General features: G+C 71.7%; 12 protein-coding genes and 2 tRNA genes. 2 read left to right on the forward strand and 12 right to left on the reverse strand.

Annotation, left to right across the window (positions count from 1 at the left end):
• Positions 1-23: 23 nt before the first annotated feature.
• The 3 genes from WME83_RS42825 to WME83_RS42835 all read right to left on the reverse strand — a co-directional run bounded on the left by WME83_RS42825 (position 24) and on the right by WME83_RS42835 (position 5209).
• Entirely contained in the window at positions 24-1340 is a 1317-nt protein-coding gene (locus WME83_RS42825; RefSeq protein WP_437315477.1) for a serine/threonine-protein kinase, read from the reverse strand.
• 278 nt (positions 1341-1618) lie between these two features.
• Entirely contained in the window at positions 1619-3865 is a 2247-nt protein-coding gene (uvrC, locus tag WME83_RS42830) for an excinuclease ABC subunit UvrC (RefSeq protein ID WP_437315478.1), read from the reverse strand.
• 612 nt (positions 3866-4477) lie between these two features.
• On the reverse strand, positions 4478-5209 hold the full coding sequence (locus WME83_RS42835; RefSeq protein WP_437315479.1) for a hypothetical protein: 732 nt from the start codon (positions 5207-5209) through the stop codon (positions 4478-4480).
• A gap of 893 nt (positions 5210-6102) precedes the next feature.
• On the opposite strand from WME83_RS42835, the gene WME83_RS42840 reads away from it, so the two are divergent.
• The gene (locus WME83_RS42840) at positions 6103-6555 is read left to right on the forward strand and encodes a DNA-binding protein (protein WP_437315480.1); all 453 of its coding nucleotides are present in this window, start codon (positions 6103-6105) and stop codon (positions 6553-6555) included.
• A gap of 1087 nt (positions 6556-7642) precedes the next feature.
• Here WME83_RS42840 and WME83_RS42845 read toward each other — a convergent pair.
• Positions 7643-8899, reverse strand: coding sequence for a DUF2062 domain-containing protein (locus tag WME83_RS42845; protein WP_437315481.1), 1257 nt, complete (start codon positions 8897-8899; stop codon positions 7643-7645).
• A 3-nt stretch (positions 8900-8902) separates the two neighbouring features.
• On the reverse strand, positions 8903-9775 hold the full coding sequence (locus WME83_RS42850) for a tetratricopeptide repeat protein (protein ID WP_437315482.1): 873 nt from the start codon (positions 9773-9775) through the stop codon (positions 8903-8905).
• 117 nt (positions 9776-9892) lie between these two features.
• Between WME83_RS42850 and WME83_RS42855 the strand changes: the two genes are divergently transcribed.
• The gene (locus WME83_RS42855; protein WP_437315483.1) at positions 9893-12037 is read left to right on the forward strand and encodes a peptidoglycan DD-metalloendopeptidase family protein; all 2145 of its coding nucleotides are present in this window, start codon (positions 9893-9895) and stop codon (positions 12035-12037) included.
• Positions 12038-12308: 271 nt separating this feature from the next.
• Here the strand turns inward: WME83_RS42855 and rpsI are convergent, their stop codons facing one another.
• From rpsI to WME83_RS42890, 7 genes are all read right to left on the reverse strand, one after another.
• On the reverse strand, positions 12309-12701 hold the full coding sequence (rpsI, locus tag WME83_RS42860; RefSeq protein ID WP_020740460.1) for a 30S ribosomal protein S9: 393 nt from the start codon (positions 12699-12701) through the stop codon (positions 12309-12311).
• 8 nt (positions 12702-12709) lie between these two features.
• Complete coding sequence (gene rplM / locus WME83_RS42865) at positions 12710-13159, reverse strand: 50S ribosomal protein L13 (protein ID WP_020740461.1); 450 nt, start codon at positions 13157-13159, stop codon at positions 12710-12712.
• 620 nt (positions 13160-13779) lie between these two features.
• Positions 13780-13867: transfer RNA gene (locus WME83_RS42870), tRNA-Ser, on the reverse strand.
• A gap of 105 nt (positions 13868-13972) precedes the next feature.
• Positions 13973-14059: transfer RNA gene (locus WME83_RS42875), tRNA-Ser, on the reverse strand.
• 108 nt (positions 14060-14167) lie between these two features.
• A complete protein-coding gene (locus WME83_RS42880; RefSeq protein WP_437315484.1) occupies positions 14168-15967 on the reverse strand; it encodes a sensor histidine kinase in 1800 nt (599 codons plus the stop codon).
• A gap of 105 nt (positions 15968-16072) precedes the next feature.
• Positions 16073-17908: a glutamine--fructose-6-phosphate transaminase (isomerizing) gene (gene glmS, locus WME83_RS42885; RefSeq protein ID WP_437315485.1), complete on the reverse strand. Its 1836-nt coding sequence runs from the start codon at positions 17906-17908 to the stop codon at positions 16073-16075.
• A gap of 58 nt (positions 17909-17966) precedes the next feature.
• Entirely contained in the window at positions 17967-19241 is a 1275-nt protein-coding gene (locus WME83_RS42890; protein WP_437315486.1) for an MFS transporter, read from the reverse strand.
• Between the last annotated feature and the right edge of the window lie 92 nt (positions 19242-19333).

Genomic DNA, 19333 nt, shown 5'->3' on the forward strand with positions numbered 1-19333 from the left:
CTCGGCCCGCTCGGCCTGCCCAGTTACGGGGCCGCGCCCGTCCCGGGGGCCGCGCGGCCGCGCGGCGCCTTCGACGCGGCGTGCGCGGCCCGGAGGAGCGGCGCCTTGATGGAGCCCGCCCTGGGCACGATGAAGCCGCCCCGCCCGTGCGGCGCGTGGTGAGCGGGCGCGGACCGCAGGAGGTACGCGCCCGCGAGCGCCACGAGGACCGCGAGGACGACGGACGCCACGGGGACGAGCCAGCGCCGCGCGCGCCGATCGGGCGGCGGAGCGCTCGCGCCGCGCTCCACGACCGCGCGCCCGGCGGGCTCGGCGGCCTCCGGCGAGCTCGGCTGCGGAGCCGGATAGTCCGGGTCGTTCGAGCGCTCGCGCGCGATCTGCATCGCCTCCTGGATCGCGGCGCGCCGGCGCTCGCCGCGCGGGCCGAGCAGCCGCTGCATCAGCGCGGCGAGCTCATCGGCGGTGGCGAGCGGCGTCGTCGGCGACGCCTGCTCGATGGCGCGGCGCAGATCGGCCATCGACGCGAAGCGCTCGTCCCTCGGCTTCGCGAGCGCCTTCATGATGATGCGCCCCACGTCCTCCGGGAGCGAAGGGACGAGGGTGCGCGGCGGCTCGGCCGCGTTCTTGTCGCAGATGCGGCGGACCGTCGCGGGCTCGTTCTCGGCGAGGAAGGGGTGCTTGCCCGTCACCAGCTGATAGAAGACGATCCCGAGCGTGAACACGTCGGTGCGACGGTCGATGGGCTCGCTGCCCGCCTGCTCCGGCGACATGTACGCGTACTTGCCCTTCACCTGGCCGACCTTGGTGCGCTGCAGGTTCGAGGCGGCCTTGGCGACGCCGAAGTCGAGGATCTTCACCGATCCGTCGTAGCCGACCAGGATGTTTTGCGGCGAGACGTCGCGGTGGACGAGGCCGACGAGCTTGCCGTCGCGGCCGCGCAGCTCGTGCGCCGCGTGCAGGCCGAGGGCCGCCTCGCCGACGATGCGGAGCGCGACCGGGAGCGGGACGCCGCCGCGCGCCTTGCTCTCGCGGAGAACCAGGTTGAGCGGCTCGCCGTCGATGAGCTCCATCACCTGATAGAGGACGCCGTCCTCCTCGCCCGCATCGATGGTCTCCGCGACGTTCGGGTGGTGGATCTGCGAGACCAGCGTGGCCTCGTCCAGGAACATCGCCTCGAAGTCGGGGTCGTCGCTCAGCTCGGCGCGCAGCAGCTTGACGGCGACGATCCTCGAGAGCTGACCGCTCGTTCGAGCGGCCCACACCGAGGCCATGCCCCCGAGCGCGATGGGGACGAGGAGCTCATAGCGACCGAGCGTGTGGCCAGCGCGTACTTCTCCCATGGTGCTCACGTGCCGCGTAACCCCGGAGCGAGCCTGTCCCCGCCGGGAATGGAGCCCGCCGAGCGCGGCCTCCATGAGGTCGGGTTCGCGAGAAGCGCTCGGTGTGCCAGGTGGTGATCTTGATCGAGGGCCGACAGCGGGCGCCCGGAGCGACGCCGGGTGCCTGATGTACGGATCGTCGCAGAGAACGCCTTGGCGCTCAACCCGGAACGCTATTCGGTCGCAGCGTGATCTTTACACCGGTCCATCGCGTCCATCGCGCCGCGGCCCGCGCGCGCTCACCGGGTGAGCCCCGGAGCCTTCTCGGGATCGCCGCCGCCCTCGGCGGGCGCGGCGGACGGCGAGGCCTCGGGAGACGGGATGACTTTGCGCAGCGCGGACAGGTGGCGCTTGGTCACGCCGGTGACCGCCAGGATCTGCGCGTCGGTCGCGCGGCGCACGCCCTCCAGCGAGCCGAGCTCCCGCAGGAGCGCCGTCCTCACTGCGCTGCCGAGCCCCGGGATGTCCTCGATCTCGGAGCGGAGGCGCCGCGCCTTGCCCAGCCGCTTGCGCGCGTGATTGGCGAATCGGTGCGCCTCGTCGCGCGCCCGCGCCAGGAAGAAGAGGGCCGAGCTCGTGGAGCGGAGCGGGATACCGTTCTTCTGGCCAGGCAGGTAGACGCGGTCGACGAGCTTCTCGCCGGACTGCGTCTCGCGCTCCTTCGCGAGACCGACGATCGGGAGGCCGTGCAGGCCGAGATCGCGCGCCGCCGACAGCGCGACTTGGAGCTGGCCGCGCCCGCCGTCGACCACGAGCAGATCCGGCAGATCCCACTCGGTTCCGCCGGACTGCGCGCTCTTCGGCGCCTCGCTGGCCGAGCCGGCGGCCTGCCGCTCCGCGGTCGCCAGCGCCGCTTCTGTCTCCGGCGGAGCGTCGCCCGCGCTCGCCGGGTCGACCGTCTCTACGGCCGCGTCCGCCTCGATCGTTTCGCCCTCCGGCGCCTCGTTCTCGATCGTTTCGCCCTCCGGCGCCTCGTTCTCGAACGCGTCGTCAGCCACGCCCTCGGCCGCCTCGCTTTCGGGCAGGTCGCTCGCGGCCGCCTCGGAGGCGCCGCTCTCCGCGTCGTCCGCGACGGCCGGCGGGCTCGCCGGGCGAGCGGCCTTGCCGCGGCGGAAGCGCCGCGCGAGCACCTCGTACATCGCGGCGTAGTCGTCGCCGTCGGCCACGCTCTTCACGTTGAAGCTGCGGTAGCGCTTCTTGTCGGGCTGGCCGTCGAGGAGCGCCACGATCGATCCCACCGTGTCGCCGCCGCCGAGATGCGAGATGTCGCAGCACTCGATGCGACGCGGGAGCGTCGGGAGTCGGAGGCGCTCCCTGAGCTCCTCGAGGCGGGCCTCGAGATCGTCGGAGCTCCTCTGCTTCTCCCGGAACGCGTGAGCCGCGTTCTCGTTCGCCATCTTGAGCAGGTCGACGCGGGGCCCGCGCTGAGGCACGAAGAGCGTCACCTTGCGGCCGCGCCGATCGCTGAGCCACTCCGCGACGCCCTCGGCGCCGTCGGGCAACACCGGCACGAGGACCTCATCGGGGATCGTGGTGGACGCGACGCCATAGTACTCGTTGAGGAAGCCGCCGAGCACCTCGTCGTCGGGCAGCTCCATGTTGCGGAGCGAGAAGGACAGCGTGTCTGTCACGCGCCCCTGGCGCACCATGATCACTTCGACCTCCACGAGCGTCCCCTCGCGGTAGAGGCCCACCACGTCTTGATCGACGTCCTTCACGTAGACGACGCGCTGCGCTTCCCGCACCGCCTCGACCGCCCGGAGCTGATCGCGGTAGATGGCGGCGCGCTCGAACTCGAGCTCCCGCGACGCGTCCCGCATACGCGCGGTGAGCTCGCCCGTGAGCTCGTCGTGGCGCCCCTCGAGGAAGAGCGCGACCGAGCGGACCATCTCCGTATAGAGCTCGCGATCCACATCCATCACGCACGGCGCGAGGCACCGCTTGATCTGGTACTGGAGGCACGGGCGCCGCCGCGACGCCATCTCGGCATCGGAGCAGGTGCGGAGCTGGAAGTGTTTGTTGACCAGGTGGAGCGTCCGCCGCGCGCTCGTCGCCGAGTGGTACGGGCCGAAATAGCGGGCCTTGTCCGGCGCGGGGCGGCGGACCGTCTCGAGCATCGGCCACTCCTTCTGCGTGTCGAGCTTGAGGCAGAGGAAGTCCTTGTCGTCACGCAGCTTGACGTTGAACCGCGGCTTGTGCTGCTTGACGAGCTCGTTCTCCAGTACGGCCGCCTCCTTCTCGGTGGCGGTCACCACCGTCTCCAGATCGGCCACGATCTTCCGGAGTATCGGGATGAAGTACCGGGCGTCGCTCCCGCTCTCCTGAAAGTAGCTGCGGACGCGCGAGCGCAGGCTCTTCGCCTTGCCGACGTAGACGACGGCGCCCGTCTTGTCGATGAACAGATAGCAGCCAGGCTTCGTCGGGAGCGAGGCGAGCTTGGCTGCGAGGAGGGCTTCGGGATCCTGCTTGGCGCTCGGGTTGACCACGGCCGGAACGATCTAGAAGTCGCGCGCGCCGGCAGCAAGCGCCCCGATCACGGCCCCTCCGGCGCACAGGGGCGACGCTGCCCGCGCGGCGCTCCGTGACGCCTCGGAAACGCCGTCACGCGGCGCGGCGCGGCGCGCGGCGCGGGCGAGGCAGAACGCCCAGGTCGAGATCTCACGCCGGCCGCCCGAACGGCGCGGGCCGCGGAGGCGACGTGATCTGCGCGACAGTCGCGCCGCCCCGCTCGTCGCGCGCGACTCGCGTGAGCGCGACGAGCGGCTCGGCGCCGCGATTGCGCGGCTTCGTCTGGGGCACGCTCGCGGCGCCGCCCCGCTCGTCGCGCGCGCCGGCGTCGGGGTCCTCATGATCACGGCGCCCGAGCCCTCGCCTGTGTCGCCATCGCTCGTGTGGCCGGCGGCGGAGACGACAGCGGTGGTGGCTCATCGCGCGCGGCTCGCCTCGAGACGCGCCCTCGATCCGAGAGGCGGCCGAGCGGCAAGATCTTCGCAAGACCTCCCAGGAGCAGGTCTCGGGTGTCGCGCGTTCCTCCTTCGTGGCCTCGCGGGCGGCGGCGTCTTCGCCTCGGTCGCAATCTTGCGCGACTCCTCGTCGCCTCATCGCGCCCAGTCCGTCTGGAGCTTCTTGGCCTTGAGAGAGGCCGCCCGCTGGAGAGCGAGGTTGCCCAGGCCGGCCATCGGTGCCCGCTTGTCCTCGCCGTAGCTGCGCTTCGGGTTCTCCCCGCAAGCCACTTTCGGCCCGCCGGGCGCCACGGTGACGCGCGTCTGGGGGCCATCTGGGAAGCATCTGGGAAGCATCTGGGAGGCCCCGATGCCCGGCCGGCGCTCCATCTTTACCGCGCACCCTCTAATCAGGTTGCCTGAACCCGAAAGGACTTGTATGGTCGTAACACCACCAGCGACTGCCCGTTCGATACCCGGGTCCTGTGGCCAGAAGGCATCGGCGGACTGAGCCTGCGGCGCCACCGGTCCCGAATCTGGTCCCCGTTCGCTGCCGTCCAGGTGCGCCGCTGCACCTGGTGTCGGGTGGACCCCGAGGTGGGAGTGCGCGTCGAACAGCCGAGGAGTGACGAACTGTCCAGCAGCGTCCATCACCGCCGCCCCGCTCAGGGGATCGATGTCGCCCTCGGCGGCGGCGGAGCGCTCTGCGCCCGCGAGCTGGGGCGAGCCGCGGGCGAGCGTCACCCTGGTGCCCAGCGCGAGTGTCACCGCCTGAGTCAGGATGAGCGGCTGAGCAGGAGCGGCGGCCTCGAGACCTCCCGCGGGCAGACTTCCGGCTTGCCGGGGCGGCGGCCGGGTCGCGGTCGCGGCGAGCGGTTTGGGGGACACGGCCGTAGGCTGGGCAGCTCCAGCACAGCCGCAAAAAGACGCAGCCACGCCCGAGGCGAGGTGGCCTCGGTGCTGCAACATGGGTGGGCGCGACCGCCTCGGGCCTTCGCGCCGCTCCGCCGGGGGGCCGCCCTGGCAGGCGGGTGGGGTAGCCCTCATGACGTCGACAGCGCCGGAGGGCGGATCGGCGGCGGACACGTTGCGGTCGATCCCGGAGAGCGGCTCGGTCCGGAGACGAAAGCTCGGGCATACAGACACGCCGCCGGCGCAGAGCGGAATGCAGAAATGAAAGACCTCCGGTCCAGCGCACCGGGGTGGGCTGGAACGGCGGCCTCGTCCATGACACCTTTCCTCAACGAGGGCGGCTCACCCGGGGGGGTCAGGCCCCTCCGCGCTCCCTCGGTCAGGCGCCCGCTTCGGCTGATGCGAGGTGGGTCGCTTGTGTCCGGAGCACAGGAAAGCCAACCTTCGTGGGAATGTCGCTGGCTCCCCGCGGTTACGGGTCTGCCCGCGGCGCGCGCCGCGCGGCAGCAGGAGAGGCCGCGGCGCGGCGCAGAGAGGAGCACGGCGCTGTCCATCGCACCCCTCCTGGGTTTGGGCAGAGCCTGGCTTCGCGGAGCGGTGCCATCGGGCTTCGCCCCGCGGAGCGAAGCCACCAGGCTTGGCTTCGCGGAGCGACGCCGCTGGGGAGACGTGCTGGCTGGTGGAGTCCGGCTCGACCGGTCGCCCCAGCACGCCATGAGGGGACGGCGGGACGGGGAGCTCGCGAGCGCGGGTCCCCGACGCAAGCTGAGGGGATGAAGGGGATGAGGGGGGACACCTCTCGAATTATTTTCAACCAAGGTGCTGTTCAGCAGTTGACAACTCTAGCTATTCATGGGACGCGAGATCCAATGAGCAACGTCGAAACCGAGATCAAAAGCCACGTTGATGCATTCGTCTCTCAGCTGAGCGGACTTGTCCGCAAAGCGGCTCTCGAGGCCGTCGCCGACGCCTTGCGGGGGGAGGGCCAGCCGGCCGCTGCCGTCGCCGCGCCGCGCAAGGCGGGTCGGGCCAAGGCCGCTCCCCAGCCGGCTGCGGAGGTGAAGAAGGCGGCGGGGCGCCCCGCGCGCGCCGCGAAGCCCGCTCGCAAGAAGGGCGAGAAGCGCTCGAAGGAAGAGCTCGCCGCCATGACGCAGAAGGTCCTGGAGCACATCCGGGCCAACAGCGGCCAGGGCGTGGAGCAGATCGCCAAGGATCTGGGCACCACCACGAAGGAGCTCACCCTCCCGATTCGGAAGCTGCTCGTCGAGAAGAAGATCACGTCGAAAGGAGAGAAGCGGGCTACCAAGTACTTTTCCCGCTGAAGCCGGCCTCGGCGCCCGCCGGGCGGGTCCGGCCGAGCCAACGGAGGTCGACGTCCAGCCTTCCTCCAAGCGCAGCAGGGGAAATCGTGGCGAGCCAGGAGCTCCCCAGGCAGGCGCGGAGACGTCGCACATCGGGGCGGAGCAAGCTCCGCAGCCGTACACGCTTCCGGACCCCCCTCAGGAAAACTCCCCCAGCAATGCTCTCTCCGCGTAGCACCGTGGAGACCCCCGCACGCGCGGTGGAGAAATCCGCGCGCGCGGCCCGAAAGCTCCCGCCCGACCGCTGCTGAGCGGATCCGCCCAGCGATGCAACGCGGGAGCTGCGCCCGACAGCCGCTGTGCGCCCAGGCGCGCTCCGGCGGCGCTCAGGACGCCGGGTTACCGAGCCGCCCTGCGCGCGCTCCTGTCGTCCGCGCGGGAGACGGGCAGCGTCACCTCACCCGAAGACCCCCAACATGTCGTGGGGCAACATCGAAGGACCACCACATCTAGCTGTGTGGACCGCAAGTGGTCGGGATTGCCAAGGTGGCAGAGCACGATCGGCGCGGCGCGAGCGCCTCGGCTGTGAGCGCCTGGACCGCGCCGCCTCCCTCCGAGTTCCCGTCGGGCACCGAGGGTTGCGCCTGCGAGGCATCGCCTCGCCCCGTAACGGGATGGAGGCCAACGCACCTTCACAGACATCTGGGCAGGACGCCCTAGGCGGATATTGCGAACTTGCAACGTGGGCGAGCCCGGCCTCCAGCGAAGAGGGCCCTCGGGCGCTCTCGGCCTCTGTGGATCAGACAGGGACCTGGACAACAGGGACCGGCGCCAGGCCCTTGGTCAAGGCTTAAGCATGGTCTGTGCCACATGGGAGTTTCTCAGCGGATACCGCGCCTCGTGAGCGGCGTGAACCGGCGAGACCCAACGGCTACCGCGCTGGACAGGTTCTGACCATCTGCGATGCTCATCGGAGCCGCGCGGCGCTCGATCGACAGTCGAGCCACCGGGCCGAGCTTGCACGCTGGACCGGGCGCCCCGGTGACACCGCCGAGGGGCGTCGCGACGGCGGTGCGTGAAGGGATCTCGGCGGAAGCGCGACTCGGGCTCAGCGATCCGCCCGGGTCCCGACGATGAGGACATTCGAGAACGGCGTTTTCCCCCAGGCGGGCCTCGTCTCGCACGAGAAGCCGAGCTGCTCGAGGAGCGCGACGATCTCCCGGGCAGGGCGGAAACGCACCCGCTCGCCCCGGTTGAATCGAAGCGCGGTGAAGATGCGCTCCTCGAGGAGGGTGATCGAGCTCCTCAGGCCGCGCTCGGTGTCCGCCTCGCGGACGAGCAGGCGCCCTCCCGGTCGGACCGCGGCCGCCGCGCGCCGCAGGATCGCGTCCTGCTCCTCGACGCGAAAGTAGTGGAGCAGGTCGATGAGCAGCACGGTGTCTGCGTCTCCCAGCTCGGCCTCGCGCGCGTCTGCGCACCAGAACTCGGCGGCCAGCGGAGGGGCGGCGTGGTGGGCGGGCTGCTCGCCGGACGAGCCGGGCGGCTCGGACGACGGCGGCTGAGGCGCGCCCGGATTGCCGCCGCTCGCGCGGCGCGCGTCCTCTATCTTGGCGCGGTCCCAGTCGAACCCGCGCACGCGCGCGGCCCGGCCCAGCTCGAGCAGGAGAATCGGCAGCTGGCCAGCCCCGGTCCCGATATCGAGGACCTCCCCCAGCGCGCCGGGGCGGTCGCCGGCGATGTCGGCAATCAGCCGCGCGACGGGATCGCCGAGCAGCTTGAAGCGGACATAGTGAAACCGGGTGCGCTGCGCCGGCGTTGCGCCTTCTTGCGGGCTGTACCTCGCGGCGACGCGCTCGATCGCGTGGACCCACGGCGGCGCGTCCTCCGGGAGCCGATACGGCTCCATCCCGCCGCGCTGCAGCGAGGGCGCGCGGCGCCGCTTCATCGCGACGAGCGCGAAGACCAGACCGCCGCCGAGCGCGGCGAGCGCGAGCCCGACCACGGGCGCGCCGAGGAGCATGTACTCGGGGAACTCGGACAGTGCTTGCGCCCAGCTCATCTTCTCATGAAGGCGCAGCCAGCGCCCGGTGCGGAGGTACGCCCCGACCTGGAACTCGGCCGTGAGCAGCGCTGGCGCGAACAAGGGGTTGGAAATGTTCGCGGCGACCCAGGCAATCGCCGCGTCCAGACGGAACCACAGGCAGAGCAGGAGGACGAGCGGCGTGTGGCAGCCGAAGATCGGCTGCGATCCGATGAACAGGCCGATCGCCACCGCCACGGCCGTCCGGCCGGCCGACAGCTCGCTGCCACGGAGCTCGCGCCACGCGCGGCGCGCCTCCTCTCGGAGCAGAGAGTATTTCGCCAACGTTCAGGGGTTGCCTTCCGGTGTGGGGCGATCCGCGTCATCGGCCGCGTCGGGTGACAGCGAGGACAGGAGGTCGCTCACCTCCGTGGGGGTCGACTCGTCGAGCGCGTCCCAGGAGGCGCTCCTCGGGGCGGTCGACGTCGCTTCGCGCGACGCCGCGCCCGCGGTGTTCCCGCTCCGCTGCGCCTCCACCATGCGAAGGTACATCTTCGCCGTCTTGTTGTCGGGCTCGATCGCGAGCGCCTCGCGCCACTCGGCGATCGCGAGATCGGGCGCACCGAGGGAGTGCAGCGCGACCCCGAGCAACACGCGCGCAGGCGCGTACTTCGGGTTGGCGTCGCGCGCGGCGGCGTAGTGCTCCCGGGCGAGCGCCAGATTGCCGGCGTCGCGGTACATCGTGCCGAGGCGCAGCTGGAGATCGACGAACGTCGGGCACAGCGCCACGGCGCGCTTCAGCTCGGCGATCGCTTCCTGCGCGCAGCCCGCGTCGGCGTAGGCCTGCGCGAGATCGGCATGCATGTTGGCGATCTTGCCGCGCGCGAACGGGTCGAGGACGCCGCCGTCCCCCTCGCCGCGGCGGATGCGGGAGTAGACCTGTCGCGCCGCCTCGTATTTGCCGAGGTCGTTGTACGTGACGGCGAGGTTCAGCAGCGCTTCCGTGTAGTGCTCGTTCAGCTGCACCGCGCGCTCGAAGTGGGCCTCGGCCGCGAGGAAATCGCCGCGCTCGTGGAGGATGACGCCGAGCATGTTGAAGACGTCCGCGAACCGATCGGTCTTCTCGAGGATCTGCCGCAGGGCGTGCTCGGCCAGATCGTACTCGCGCCGCTCGTAGTGCTCCCTGCCGAGAACCAGAAGCTGCTTCAGCCTGTCGTCCATGAGGCCCGCCAGCTTACGCGACCGGCGTACGATGCGGTCGGTCTTCCGCGCAACCCTTGCGCGGATCGGGTGGCCGCGCGGTTGCAACCCCGGCGATGCCTTGGTACGCACGTCGGCGTGCCGAGTGCAGTACCCCAGAACCCGCTCGAGGCTCCCGGAGGGCCGGACGCCGCGGACCGCTCCGAGGAGCGGAACGAAGACGCCGGCAGGGCGTCGGGGCCCGGCGCCGCCGCCCTGCAGGGAGCGCCGCGCGAACAGCCCGGCGCCGCCGCCCTGCTGGGAGCGCCGCGCGCGGAGGCCGACGCCACCCCGCGGGACGCGCCGCGCGCCGAGCCCGGCATCGTCCCGCACCACGCGCCGCGCGCGGACATCGAGCGCAGCAGCGCCGCCGACGTGACGGATGACGCGCTCGACACCTCCAGCAGGCCTGCCACGCCGCCGCTGGCCGCGCCGCTCGTGGGACACCGCCGGGCGGAGAGCGCTCCTGCCGCGCCCTGGTCGCGCGGCGGCGATCTGCGCGCGCGCTCGTCGCCGTCGTGGACGCAGCTCCCTCCTCCTTCTTCTCGCGGGCGCGGCGCCGCGCCCTGGTCGCGCGGCAGCGATCCGCGGTCCTCCCGCCCATCTCTCGCCGACGGCGGCCCCTACGCGGGATCCGGCGCGGCCGACGGCCCGCGTCTGCCCGCCGGCCTCAGCCGGCCGCCTCCCGGGCCGCACCTCTCACCGCGCATGACCGCGGTCTTCGGCGGCATCTTCGGCCTCGCGACGCTCACCTCGCTGATCGCGCTCCTGATCCAGGGCGTCCCGGTGCGCGACGAGCGCGCGCTCGTCGCGGGGAGCCCGGCGGGCTCGGCCACGGGCACGGAAGAGGCCGGGAAGCCCGCCGCCGCGCCCGAGGTGAAGGCCAAGACGCGCACGCCGCTGCCGGGCCCGTGGCGGATCTCCGAGCTCGCGAAGGACTCGTCCGTGATCGTGGCGAGCGACGTGATGGACCGCCGGTCGTTCATCACGGCCCTCGACGAGAAGGGCGTGCCGAAGGCGCAGATCTACCGGATCATGAAGGCCTTCGACGGGCTGCGGAAGTTCGACAAGTGCGGCCGCAAGGATCGGTTCACGGTCGCGATGGACCGCTCCACGCGCCGCGTCCGCGCCTTCGAGTACGAGGTCTCGGCGAGCGAGATCTACCAGGCGCGGGAGGACGCGGCCGGGCTGCTCGCGGGCACCACGCTCGACATGAAGATCGCCGAGGAGGAGGTCGTCGCGGCCTTCTACGTCGGGAAGGATCTCACGACCGCGTACCGGTCGGGCGGCCTGGAGCCGGGCGTGCTCGACGTGATCGACGAGGCGCTGAGCGGGCGCATGTCGACGGAGAGCTTCGAGGAAGGGAGCATCGTCCGGCTGATCGCCATGGAGGAGACGGCGCTCGGGATGTTCTCCCGGTACAAGAAGATCATCGCGCTCGAGTACCGGCCCGCGGATCCCGCCGAGAAGCCGCTGCGCATCTACGATTTCAAGGGGCAGGAGGCCCGCGGCTACTTCGACGAGCGCGGCCGGCAGCCGTACGCGGGCGGCTGGCGCGCGCCGGTCCCGGGCGCGCCCGTGACGTCGAAGTTCAACCCGCAGCGGATGCACCCGGTGTTGAAGAAGAGGATGCCCCACAACGGGACGGACTTCGGCGCGCCGACGGGAACGCCGGTGTACTCGGCGTATCGCGGCGTCGTCGAGTGGGTCGGCCCCGCGGGTCCGAGCGGTAACCTCGTCACCGTCCTGCATCCGAACGGCGTCAGCACCGGCTACGCGCACCTGTCGAGGTATGCCCCCGGCATCAAGGTCGGCATGAAGGTGGGCACGCACCAGCTCGTCGGGTACGTGGGGTCGACGGGCCGCTCGACGGGCCCGCACCTTCACTTCAGCGCGAAGAAGGACGGCAAGTACTTCGACGCCGAGACGCTCCAGCTCGACGGCGAGCGCGTGATGCCCGGCGTCGATCGCGCGGCGTTCGCCGCGGCGAAAGAGGCCCTCGACAAGCGGCTCGACGCCATCCCGCTGCCCGAGCCGCCGCCCGAGCCGGTGAAGCCCGAGGTCGCGGAGCCGACGCCGCCGCCCCCCGCAGCCGCCGGCAGCGAGGCCACGGTCTCCGCGGCGCCCGCGGCCGGGCCGAGCGGGCCGAGCGAGCCCGAGGCGAAGCCGCCCGAAGGCGCCGGGGACGATGAGGGAGAGATCATCGAGGGCCCCGATCTCAAGAGTCCGCCGGAGACGATGTGACGCCGGGCGGGCCGAGAGGTCCGCTCGATCGCGGCGCGCTCATCGAGGGCCCCGAGCGCAAGAGTCCGCCGGAGACGATGTGACGCCGGGCGGGCCGAGAGGTCCGCTCGATCGCGGCGCGCTCATCGATCGCGAGGGTCCGCCGGAGACGATGTAGCGCAGCGCCTCGCGCGGCCGAGGACAAAAAGCAACGAGGACGCAGAGGGAAGATCCCTCGCGTCCTCGATGTCCTTGCCATGGCATCCGCCCCGATGGGCAGCTGCCGGGCCTGCTAGCGCTTCGAGTACTGGAAGCGCTTACGGGCGCCGGGCTGGCCGTACTTCTTGCGCTCCTTCTTGCGCGCGTCGCGCGTGAGGAAGCCCGCGCGCTTGAGCGACGACCTGCGCTCCGGATCGAGCTCGCACAGGGCGCGCGCGATGCCGTGCCGCATCGCCTCGGCCTGGGCGCTGTGCCCACCGCCGACGACGGTCGCGTTCACGTCGAACTGTTCGAGCAGCTCCAGCAGCTCCAGCGACTGACGCATCACCATGCGCGAGGTCTCGCGGACGAAGTACTCGTCGGCGGGCCTCTTGTTCACCTTGATGTTGCCGGTGCCCGGCGAGAGGAAGACGCGCGCGACCGCGGTCTTACGCTTCCCAGTGGCGTACGTTCTCGTTTCCGTCATGGCTTTGCTCAGCTGTAGCTAAGGGGCTGCGGCTTCTGCGCCGCGTGGGGGTGATCGGGACCGGCGTAGACCTTGAGCTTGGTAAGGAGCTCGCGCCCGAGCACATTCTTCGGGAGCATGCCCTTCACGGCCTTCTGGATGGGGAGCTCCGGCTTGCGCTCGAGCAGGTGACCGTACGCCTCGGAGCGGAAGCCGCCCGGCTCACCGCTGTGCCGCACGTAGTTCTTCTGCTGGAGCTTGCGGCCGGTCAGAAGGACCTTCTTGGCGTTCACGACGATCACGAAGTCGCCGGTGTCGACGTGCGGCGTGAACGTGGGCTTGTTCTTGCCGCGAAGCACCATGGCGATGCGGCTTGCAAGGCGGCCGAGGGGCTTGCCTTCCGCGTCGATCACCCACCACGTACGCTCGTTGCGGGCCTCCGCAGGCTTGGCAGAAAAGGACTTGGGCTGAGGATTCATTGGGCGAAAAACTCCGGAAGGGCGCCTGCCAAAAAGGGGCGCAACTTCTACAAGGCGGCCCTCCGCCTGTCAAGCGTCTCGGGCCCGCTCGTGGCGCATCGTCATCATCGTCGTCGTCGTCGTCGCTGCCGTCCGGCGGGAGCCTTGTCGTCCGGCGCGAGCCGGTCAAGGGCGCGTCGGTCGGCCGGCTGATAGCACAAGCGTTCGCGCCGGTCGCTTCCTTCTTTTGCTGCGCTTCCTTTGCCGCGCATCCTTTGCCGCGCTCGTCCGCCGCGTTCCACGCGTCCTCGCGCCTTCCTGCGCATTCCTCACGCGCCGACGCTCCGCGCCCAGCAGACAGCGCTCGCCTCGCCACGTCCTGCGCGGGATCGTCTCCGGGCGCCGCACCCGTCGCTCGGGACAGATCTCTGCCTCGGCCCGACCGAGGTTGAAGGACGCCGCCGCAACTCCCACGCGGCATCGGACCGAGGCGGCGCATCCAGAATCCGGGCGTCGCCTCAGCGACCGGCCGCGGATCCCGAGCGCAGCTGACGCTCGGCCTCATCCTCTTTTTTTCTTGCGGACTTCCTGCGGGCTCGTTTCGGGGAGCTCACCACCAGGAGTCGGCGGACTGTTCAGCTTGGCGGAGAGGGCGGGATTCGAACCCGCGGTACGTTGCCGTACACACGATTTCCAGTCGTGCACCTTCGACCACTCGGTCACCTCTCCCGAACCTTCTTCGACGCGCCCCGCTTCTGCCGGACCGGCGCCGCCCGCGAGAGAGCGGGCGGTCAGAGCCCACCTGGTTCAGCGGGGGCAAGCAGCCAAGCGTAGCGGAGAGAGCGGGATTCGAACCCGCGGTACCCTTGCGGGTACACCTGATTTCGAATCAGGCACCTTCGGCCTCTCGGTCACCTCTCCGCGGGCGAACATGGCAAAGCGGGGCCGGCTGGTCAAGCATCTCCTGACACCAACCGACGCGTCGGCGCGCTTTCGTGGCGCTGGGGCCTCCGCCGGCGCCACGAGACCTCAACGAGCGTCCTCGCGATCGCCGTCGGAGAAGGCCTCGCGCCCGAGCGCCGCCGGGCCTCCAGGTCCGCCCGCCCCGCGCGGCGAGGTCGAGCGCGGCCCGCCCTCGCCCTCGGCCCGCTGCGCGGCGCGCGCCGCGGGCGTGCCCGCGCGCGGGAGCCGGATGACGAAGCGCGCGCCCCCGAGCGGAGAATCGAGCACGTCGATGGTGCCGCCGTGGTCGACGACGATCTTCTTCACGATGCTCAGGCCGAGCCCCGTGCCGTCGTACCGCGTCGTGACGTAGGGATCGAACACCGAGTCGCGCACGGCGGGATCGATGCCCGGCCCGTCGTCGTCGATCGCGATGAGGTGGCTCTGCCCCTCGCTCCGCGCCGAGACGCGGACCCGCCCCCAGAGCGCGCCGGGGCGCGCTGCTGCGCTCCCGCCCGGCGCTGCCCGCTGCGCGTCGCGCAGCGCCTGCGCCGCGTTGCGCACGATGTTGCCGAGCGCGCGCCGGAGCATCTCGCGATCGAGCGCGGCAGGCATCGGGGCGGCCGGCACGTCGAACTCGAGGTCGACGCGCCCGAGCAGCGCCTCGTCCGAGGCGTGCTCGCGCCCCGCCTCCTCCACCGCGGCGAAGCGCTCGCCCTGCTCCCGCAGGAACTCCGCGAGATCCGCGGGCTCGAGCTCGGCCTGCGGGAGCCGCGCGAAATTGGAGAACTCGCCGACGAGCCGGCGCAGCGTGCCGACCTCCTCCTCGACGACCTCGAGCGTGGTCTGCAGCAGGCGCTGGTAGGCCGGGTCGCTGCCCGCATAGCGGCGGTGGCACTCCTCGACGGCGAGCTGGATCGGCGTCAGCGGGTTCTTGATCTCGTGCGCGAGGTGCCGCGCCATCTTCTGCCACTCGCCCATGCGCTTCAGGAACTCGATCCGCGCGCGGCTGCCCTCGAGCTCCTCGAGCATGCGGTCGAAGGCGCGGCCGAGATCGGCGACCTCGTCGTCGCCCTGCAGCGCGACGCGCACCGAGAGATCGCCCTCGGCGACGGGCCGCGTGGCCGCGGCGAGCCGCGCGATGCGATCGACCACGGGGCGCGCGACGAGCACGCCGGCGAGCACGGCGAGGACGATCGTCGCGCCGAGCAGCGCGGCGAACGCGTCGCCGTAGCTCTCGTCGAGGTACTCCTTGCGGTGCTCGCGCTCGAGCGCGCGGTACGCCTGCGCGAACGCCTGCGCGGACTCGAGCTCGTCGAAGCGGGCGCTCGGCGCGGCGAACGTCGCGACGAGCGCCCTCGCGTCGCCCTCGCAGTCCCCGTCGTCGTGCGTGGGCTCCGCGGGGGGCGCGGGCCCTTCGCGGGGCGCGGGCCCGGCGGCCGAGCCGGGGGCGCGCTCGATCGCCTTCCGGACCGTGAGCGTCTTCTCGCGCGCCGGATCCACCGGCCTTCCGCGCTCCCGCGCGCCGACGAGCTCGCCGCCGCAGCGCTCGACGCGCAGGGAGACCAGCGCGGGGTGCGCCGCGATGATGCGCGCGAGCTCGGCGCCGAGGAGCTCCGCGTCCCCGGCGAAGGCGCTCCGGCGCAGCGGGTCCGCCGCGGCGATCGCCTCGGCCTCGGAGCGCATGCCCTGCTTGATGGCGGCGGCGAGCTCGGCGTACACGCCGAGCGCCCTGTCGAGGTGGACGCCGAACTCGGGCTGGAACGCCGTCGCCGACACCCGCGCGATCACCGTCCTGGCGACCACGATGCTGGCGACGAGCGGGATGAGCGCGGTCACGAGGATGGCCGCGACGACCCGCCGCTCCGTTCTGCCGGGGATGCGCATGCGCGCAGCATAGCCGCGGCCCCGCGCCGGCGCGCAGGCGGGCCGGCGCGCCGCCCGGCCAGGGCCGCCCGCGCGCCGGAGCGGCCCCGCCGCGGGGGAGCGCCGCTACTCGACCGTGACCGTCTTCGCGAGGTTGCGCGGCTGGTCGACGTCGTTGCCCTTCAGGTTGGCGACGTAATAGGCGATGAGCTGGAGCGGCAGCACCGTGAGGAGCGGCCCCACCTCGTCCGGCACCTTCGGGATCCAGACGTGGTGCTGCGCGATCTCGAGGATCGACTCGTCGCCCTTCGTGGCGATGGCGACGACCTGCCCCTCGCGCGCCCGGACCTCCTGCAGGTTGGAGAAGGTCTTGTCGTAGTGCGCGTCGCGCGGGCAGACGACGATCACGGGGAGGTTCTCGTCGATGAGGGCGATCGGCCCGTGCTTCATCTCGCCGGCGGCGTAGCCCTCCGCGTGGGCGTACGAGATCTCCTTGAGCTTGAGCGCGCCCTCGAGCGCGATCGGGAAGCCGAGGCCGCGCCCGAGGAAGAGGACGTCCTTCGCGTGGACGAGCCGCTTCGCGATGGCGTGCACGTAGTCGGCGTCGCCGAGCACCTCGCGCATGTGGCTCGGGGTCTCCCAGAGCGCCTGGAGGATCTCGCGCCCGCGATCGGCGGAGAGCGAGTCGCGGCGGCGGCCGAGGTAGACCGAGAGCAGGAGCAGCGCGGCGAGCTGCGTGGTGAACGCCTTGGTCGAGGCGACGCCGATCTCGGGGCCGGCGTGCGTGTAGAGCGCGCCGTCGGAGAGGCGCGGGATCGCGCTGTCGAGCACGTTGCACAGCGCGAGCACCTTGGCGCCTTGCGCCTTCGCCGCCTTGAGGGCCGCGAGCGTGTCGGCGGTCTCGCCCGACTGGCTGATGGCGATGACGAGGTCGTCGGGGAAGAAGATCGGCTCGCGGTAGCGGACCTCGCTCGCGAGCTCGACCACCGTGGGGACGCGGGCGAGCTGCTCGATCCAGTAGCGCCCGGCGATGCCGGCGTGGTGGCTCGTGCCGCAGGCGACGATGTAGACCCGGCGCAGCTCCTTCGCGAACTCGGGCGTGACCCCGATCTCGGTCGCGTGCACGTCGCCGGCGGCGAGATCGATCCTGCCGCGCAGCGTCGCCTCGACGACGTCGGGCTGCTCGTGGATCTCCTTCAGCATGAAGTGCTTGTAGCCGCCGCGCTCCGCCTGGACGGGGCTCCAGTCGATGCGCTTCACGCGCCGCTCGACCTTGTCGCTCCCGGCCACGGTCTCGATGCGGACGCCGTCGGCGCGCAGCTCGGCGATGTCGCCGTCCTCGAGGAAGATCATGTCGCGGGTGTGCGAGAGGAGCGCGGGGATGTCGCTGCCGCACAGCATCTCGTTCTCGCCGACGCCGACGACGAGCGGCGAGCCGTAGCGGGCGACGACGATGACGTCGGGCTGATCGCGCGAGACGACCGCGATCGCGTAGGCGCCGTGGACCTGCCGGAGCGACCCGCGCACGGCCTCGAAGAGCGACTTGGCGCCCTTCTGGAGCTCGCGGTGGACGAGGTGAGCGACGATCTCGGTGTCCGTGTCGGAGAGGAACTTGACGCCCTGGCCCTCCAGCTGCTGCCGGATGGCGACGTGGTTCTCGATGATGCCGTTGTGCACGACGGCCACCGGGCCCGCGGAGTGCGGGTGGGCGTTGACCTCGCTCGGGCGGCCGTGCGTCGCCCACCGCGTGTGGCCGATGCCCGTGGTGCCGTCGAGGGTCCGCTTCTCGAGCGCCTCGCTGAGCTTGATCAGCTTGCCGAGCGTCCGGACGATCTCGATGCCCTTGCCGTCATGAATGGCAATGCCGGCCGAGTCGTAGCCCCGATACTCCAGCTTGCGCAGCCCTTCGACGATGATCGGCGCCGCTTTTTTCGACCCAACGTATCCGACGATCCCGCACATGCTCGCCTCGTTTAGGTAATGCCCGCGCGCGCCTACGCGTGCTGCGGAAAACGTAACGTTACTCCTGGCACTGGGAGCCGGCAGAAAAAATTGAGCTCCCTGACAATGAACGTCGCGTCGATCGCGCGAAGGTCACAGCCAGGACGAATGCTATCGCAGCCGTGATCGAGGCGACGCCGAACGTGAGGGCGCCGCCCCCGCGTTTGTAGAGCTCGCCCCACGTCAGCATTCCGATGACGGATCCAGCCCCGGCGCTTGCGGAGAACAGCCCCTGCGCCGTGGCGAGGATCTGCGGCGGGGCGCGATCCCGCGTGTAGGCGAGCGAGGCGACCCACATCATGGCGAAGGAGACCGCGTGGAGCGGCTGGAGGGCGAGCAGGGCGGGCCAGAAGCGCACCTGCGAGAGCAGGGCCCAGCGGAGCGAGGCGCCGGCGAAGGCAACGGCGAGCGCCACGGGCGGCGCGAACCGCTGGAGCAGGGGGCCGGAGAACGCCATGAGCGCGATCTCGCCGGCGACGCCGACGGCCCACGCGACCCCCACCAGCGGCTCGGGAAAACCGACGTCGCGCAGGTGCAGCGTGTAACAGAGGTCGTAGGAGGAGTTCGCGCTCTGGGCCAGGAACGACGCCGCGAGGAACAGGCGGAAGTCGCGGCTCCCGAGGAGGGCGCGCGCGCGCTCGCGCACGGAGCCGCCGGCGGCCGCCGCGCCCTCCGCGCTCTCCACGCCCCGCGCGCCGCCTCGCTGGCCGAGGCGCTGGAGCGGCGCCTCGGCGCCCGCCGGGAGCGCCCACGAGAGGGCGAACGCGACCAGCAGCGCGGCGGTGATCGCGACCGGGAACGCCGCCGGCCGCGCCGGATCGATGAGCGCCCCGCTGACGATCGCCAGCAGCGCGAAGCTGATCGATCCCCAGAGCCTGAGCCGGCCGTAGGCGATCCCGGAGGTCAGCGACGTCTCGATCGCGACCACGTCGGCCATGGTGAACATCGGCGCGCGGAAGAACGCGAACGCGAGCGCCGCGGCGAAGAGCCCGCCGAAGCCGAGCGAGACGTCGAGCGCCGACGACAGCGCGAGCAGCGCGAACACGGCGAGGGCGCCGGCGCAGGCCGCCCGGATCAGCCACACGCGCACGCCGAGCGCGTCGGCGATGAGGCCGAACACCGGCGGCGCGACGAGGCCCATCGCGGGGAGCGTCGCCGCGATCGCCCCCATCGCGAGGCCCCGGGCCCCCCGCCCCTCGAGCCAGCTCGGGAACAGCGGCAGGTACACGCCGAGGACGGCGAAGATGCCGAAGTAGTAGAGCGAGATCGCCCGCGGAGATGGTTTGAGCTGCAAAGAAAGGGGGGATGGCATCGGCGGTGAGGGCAGCGCACCAACGAAAACGGCGGCGCCTCCCTGGGGAAGCGCCGCCGCATGAACGTCGTCCT

Origin of the sequence: Sorangium sp. So ce385 (genome assembly GCF_051474135.1) — a bacterium.
Lineage (GTDB): Bacteria > Myxococcota_A > Polyangia > Polyangiales > Polyangiaceae > Sorangium > Sorangium cellulosum_D.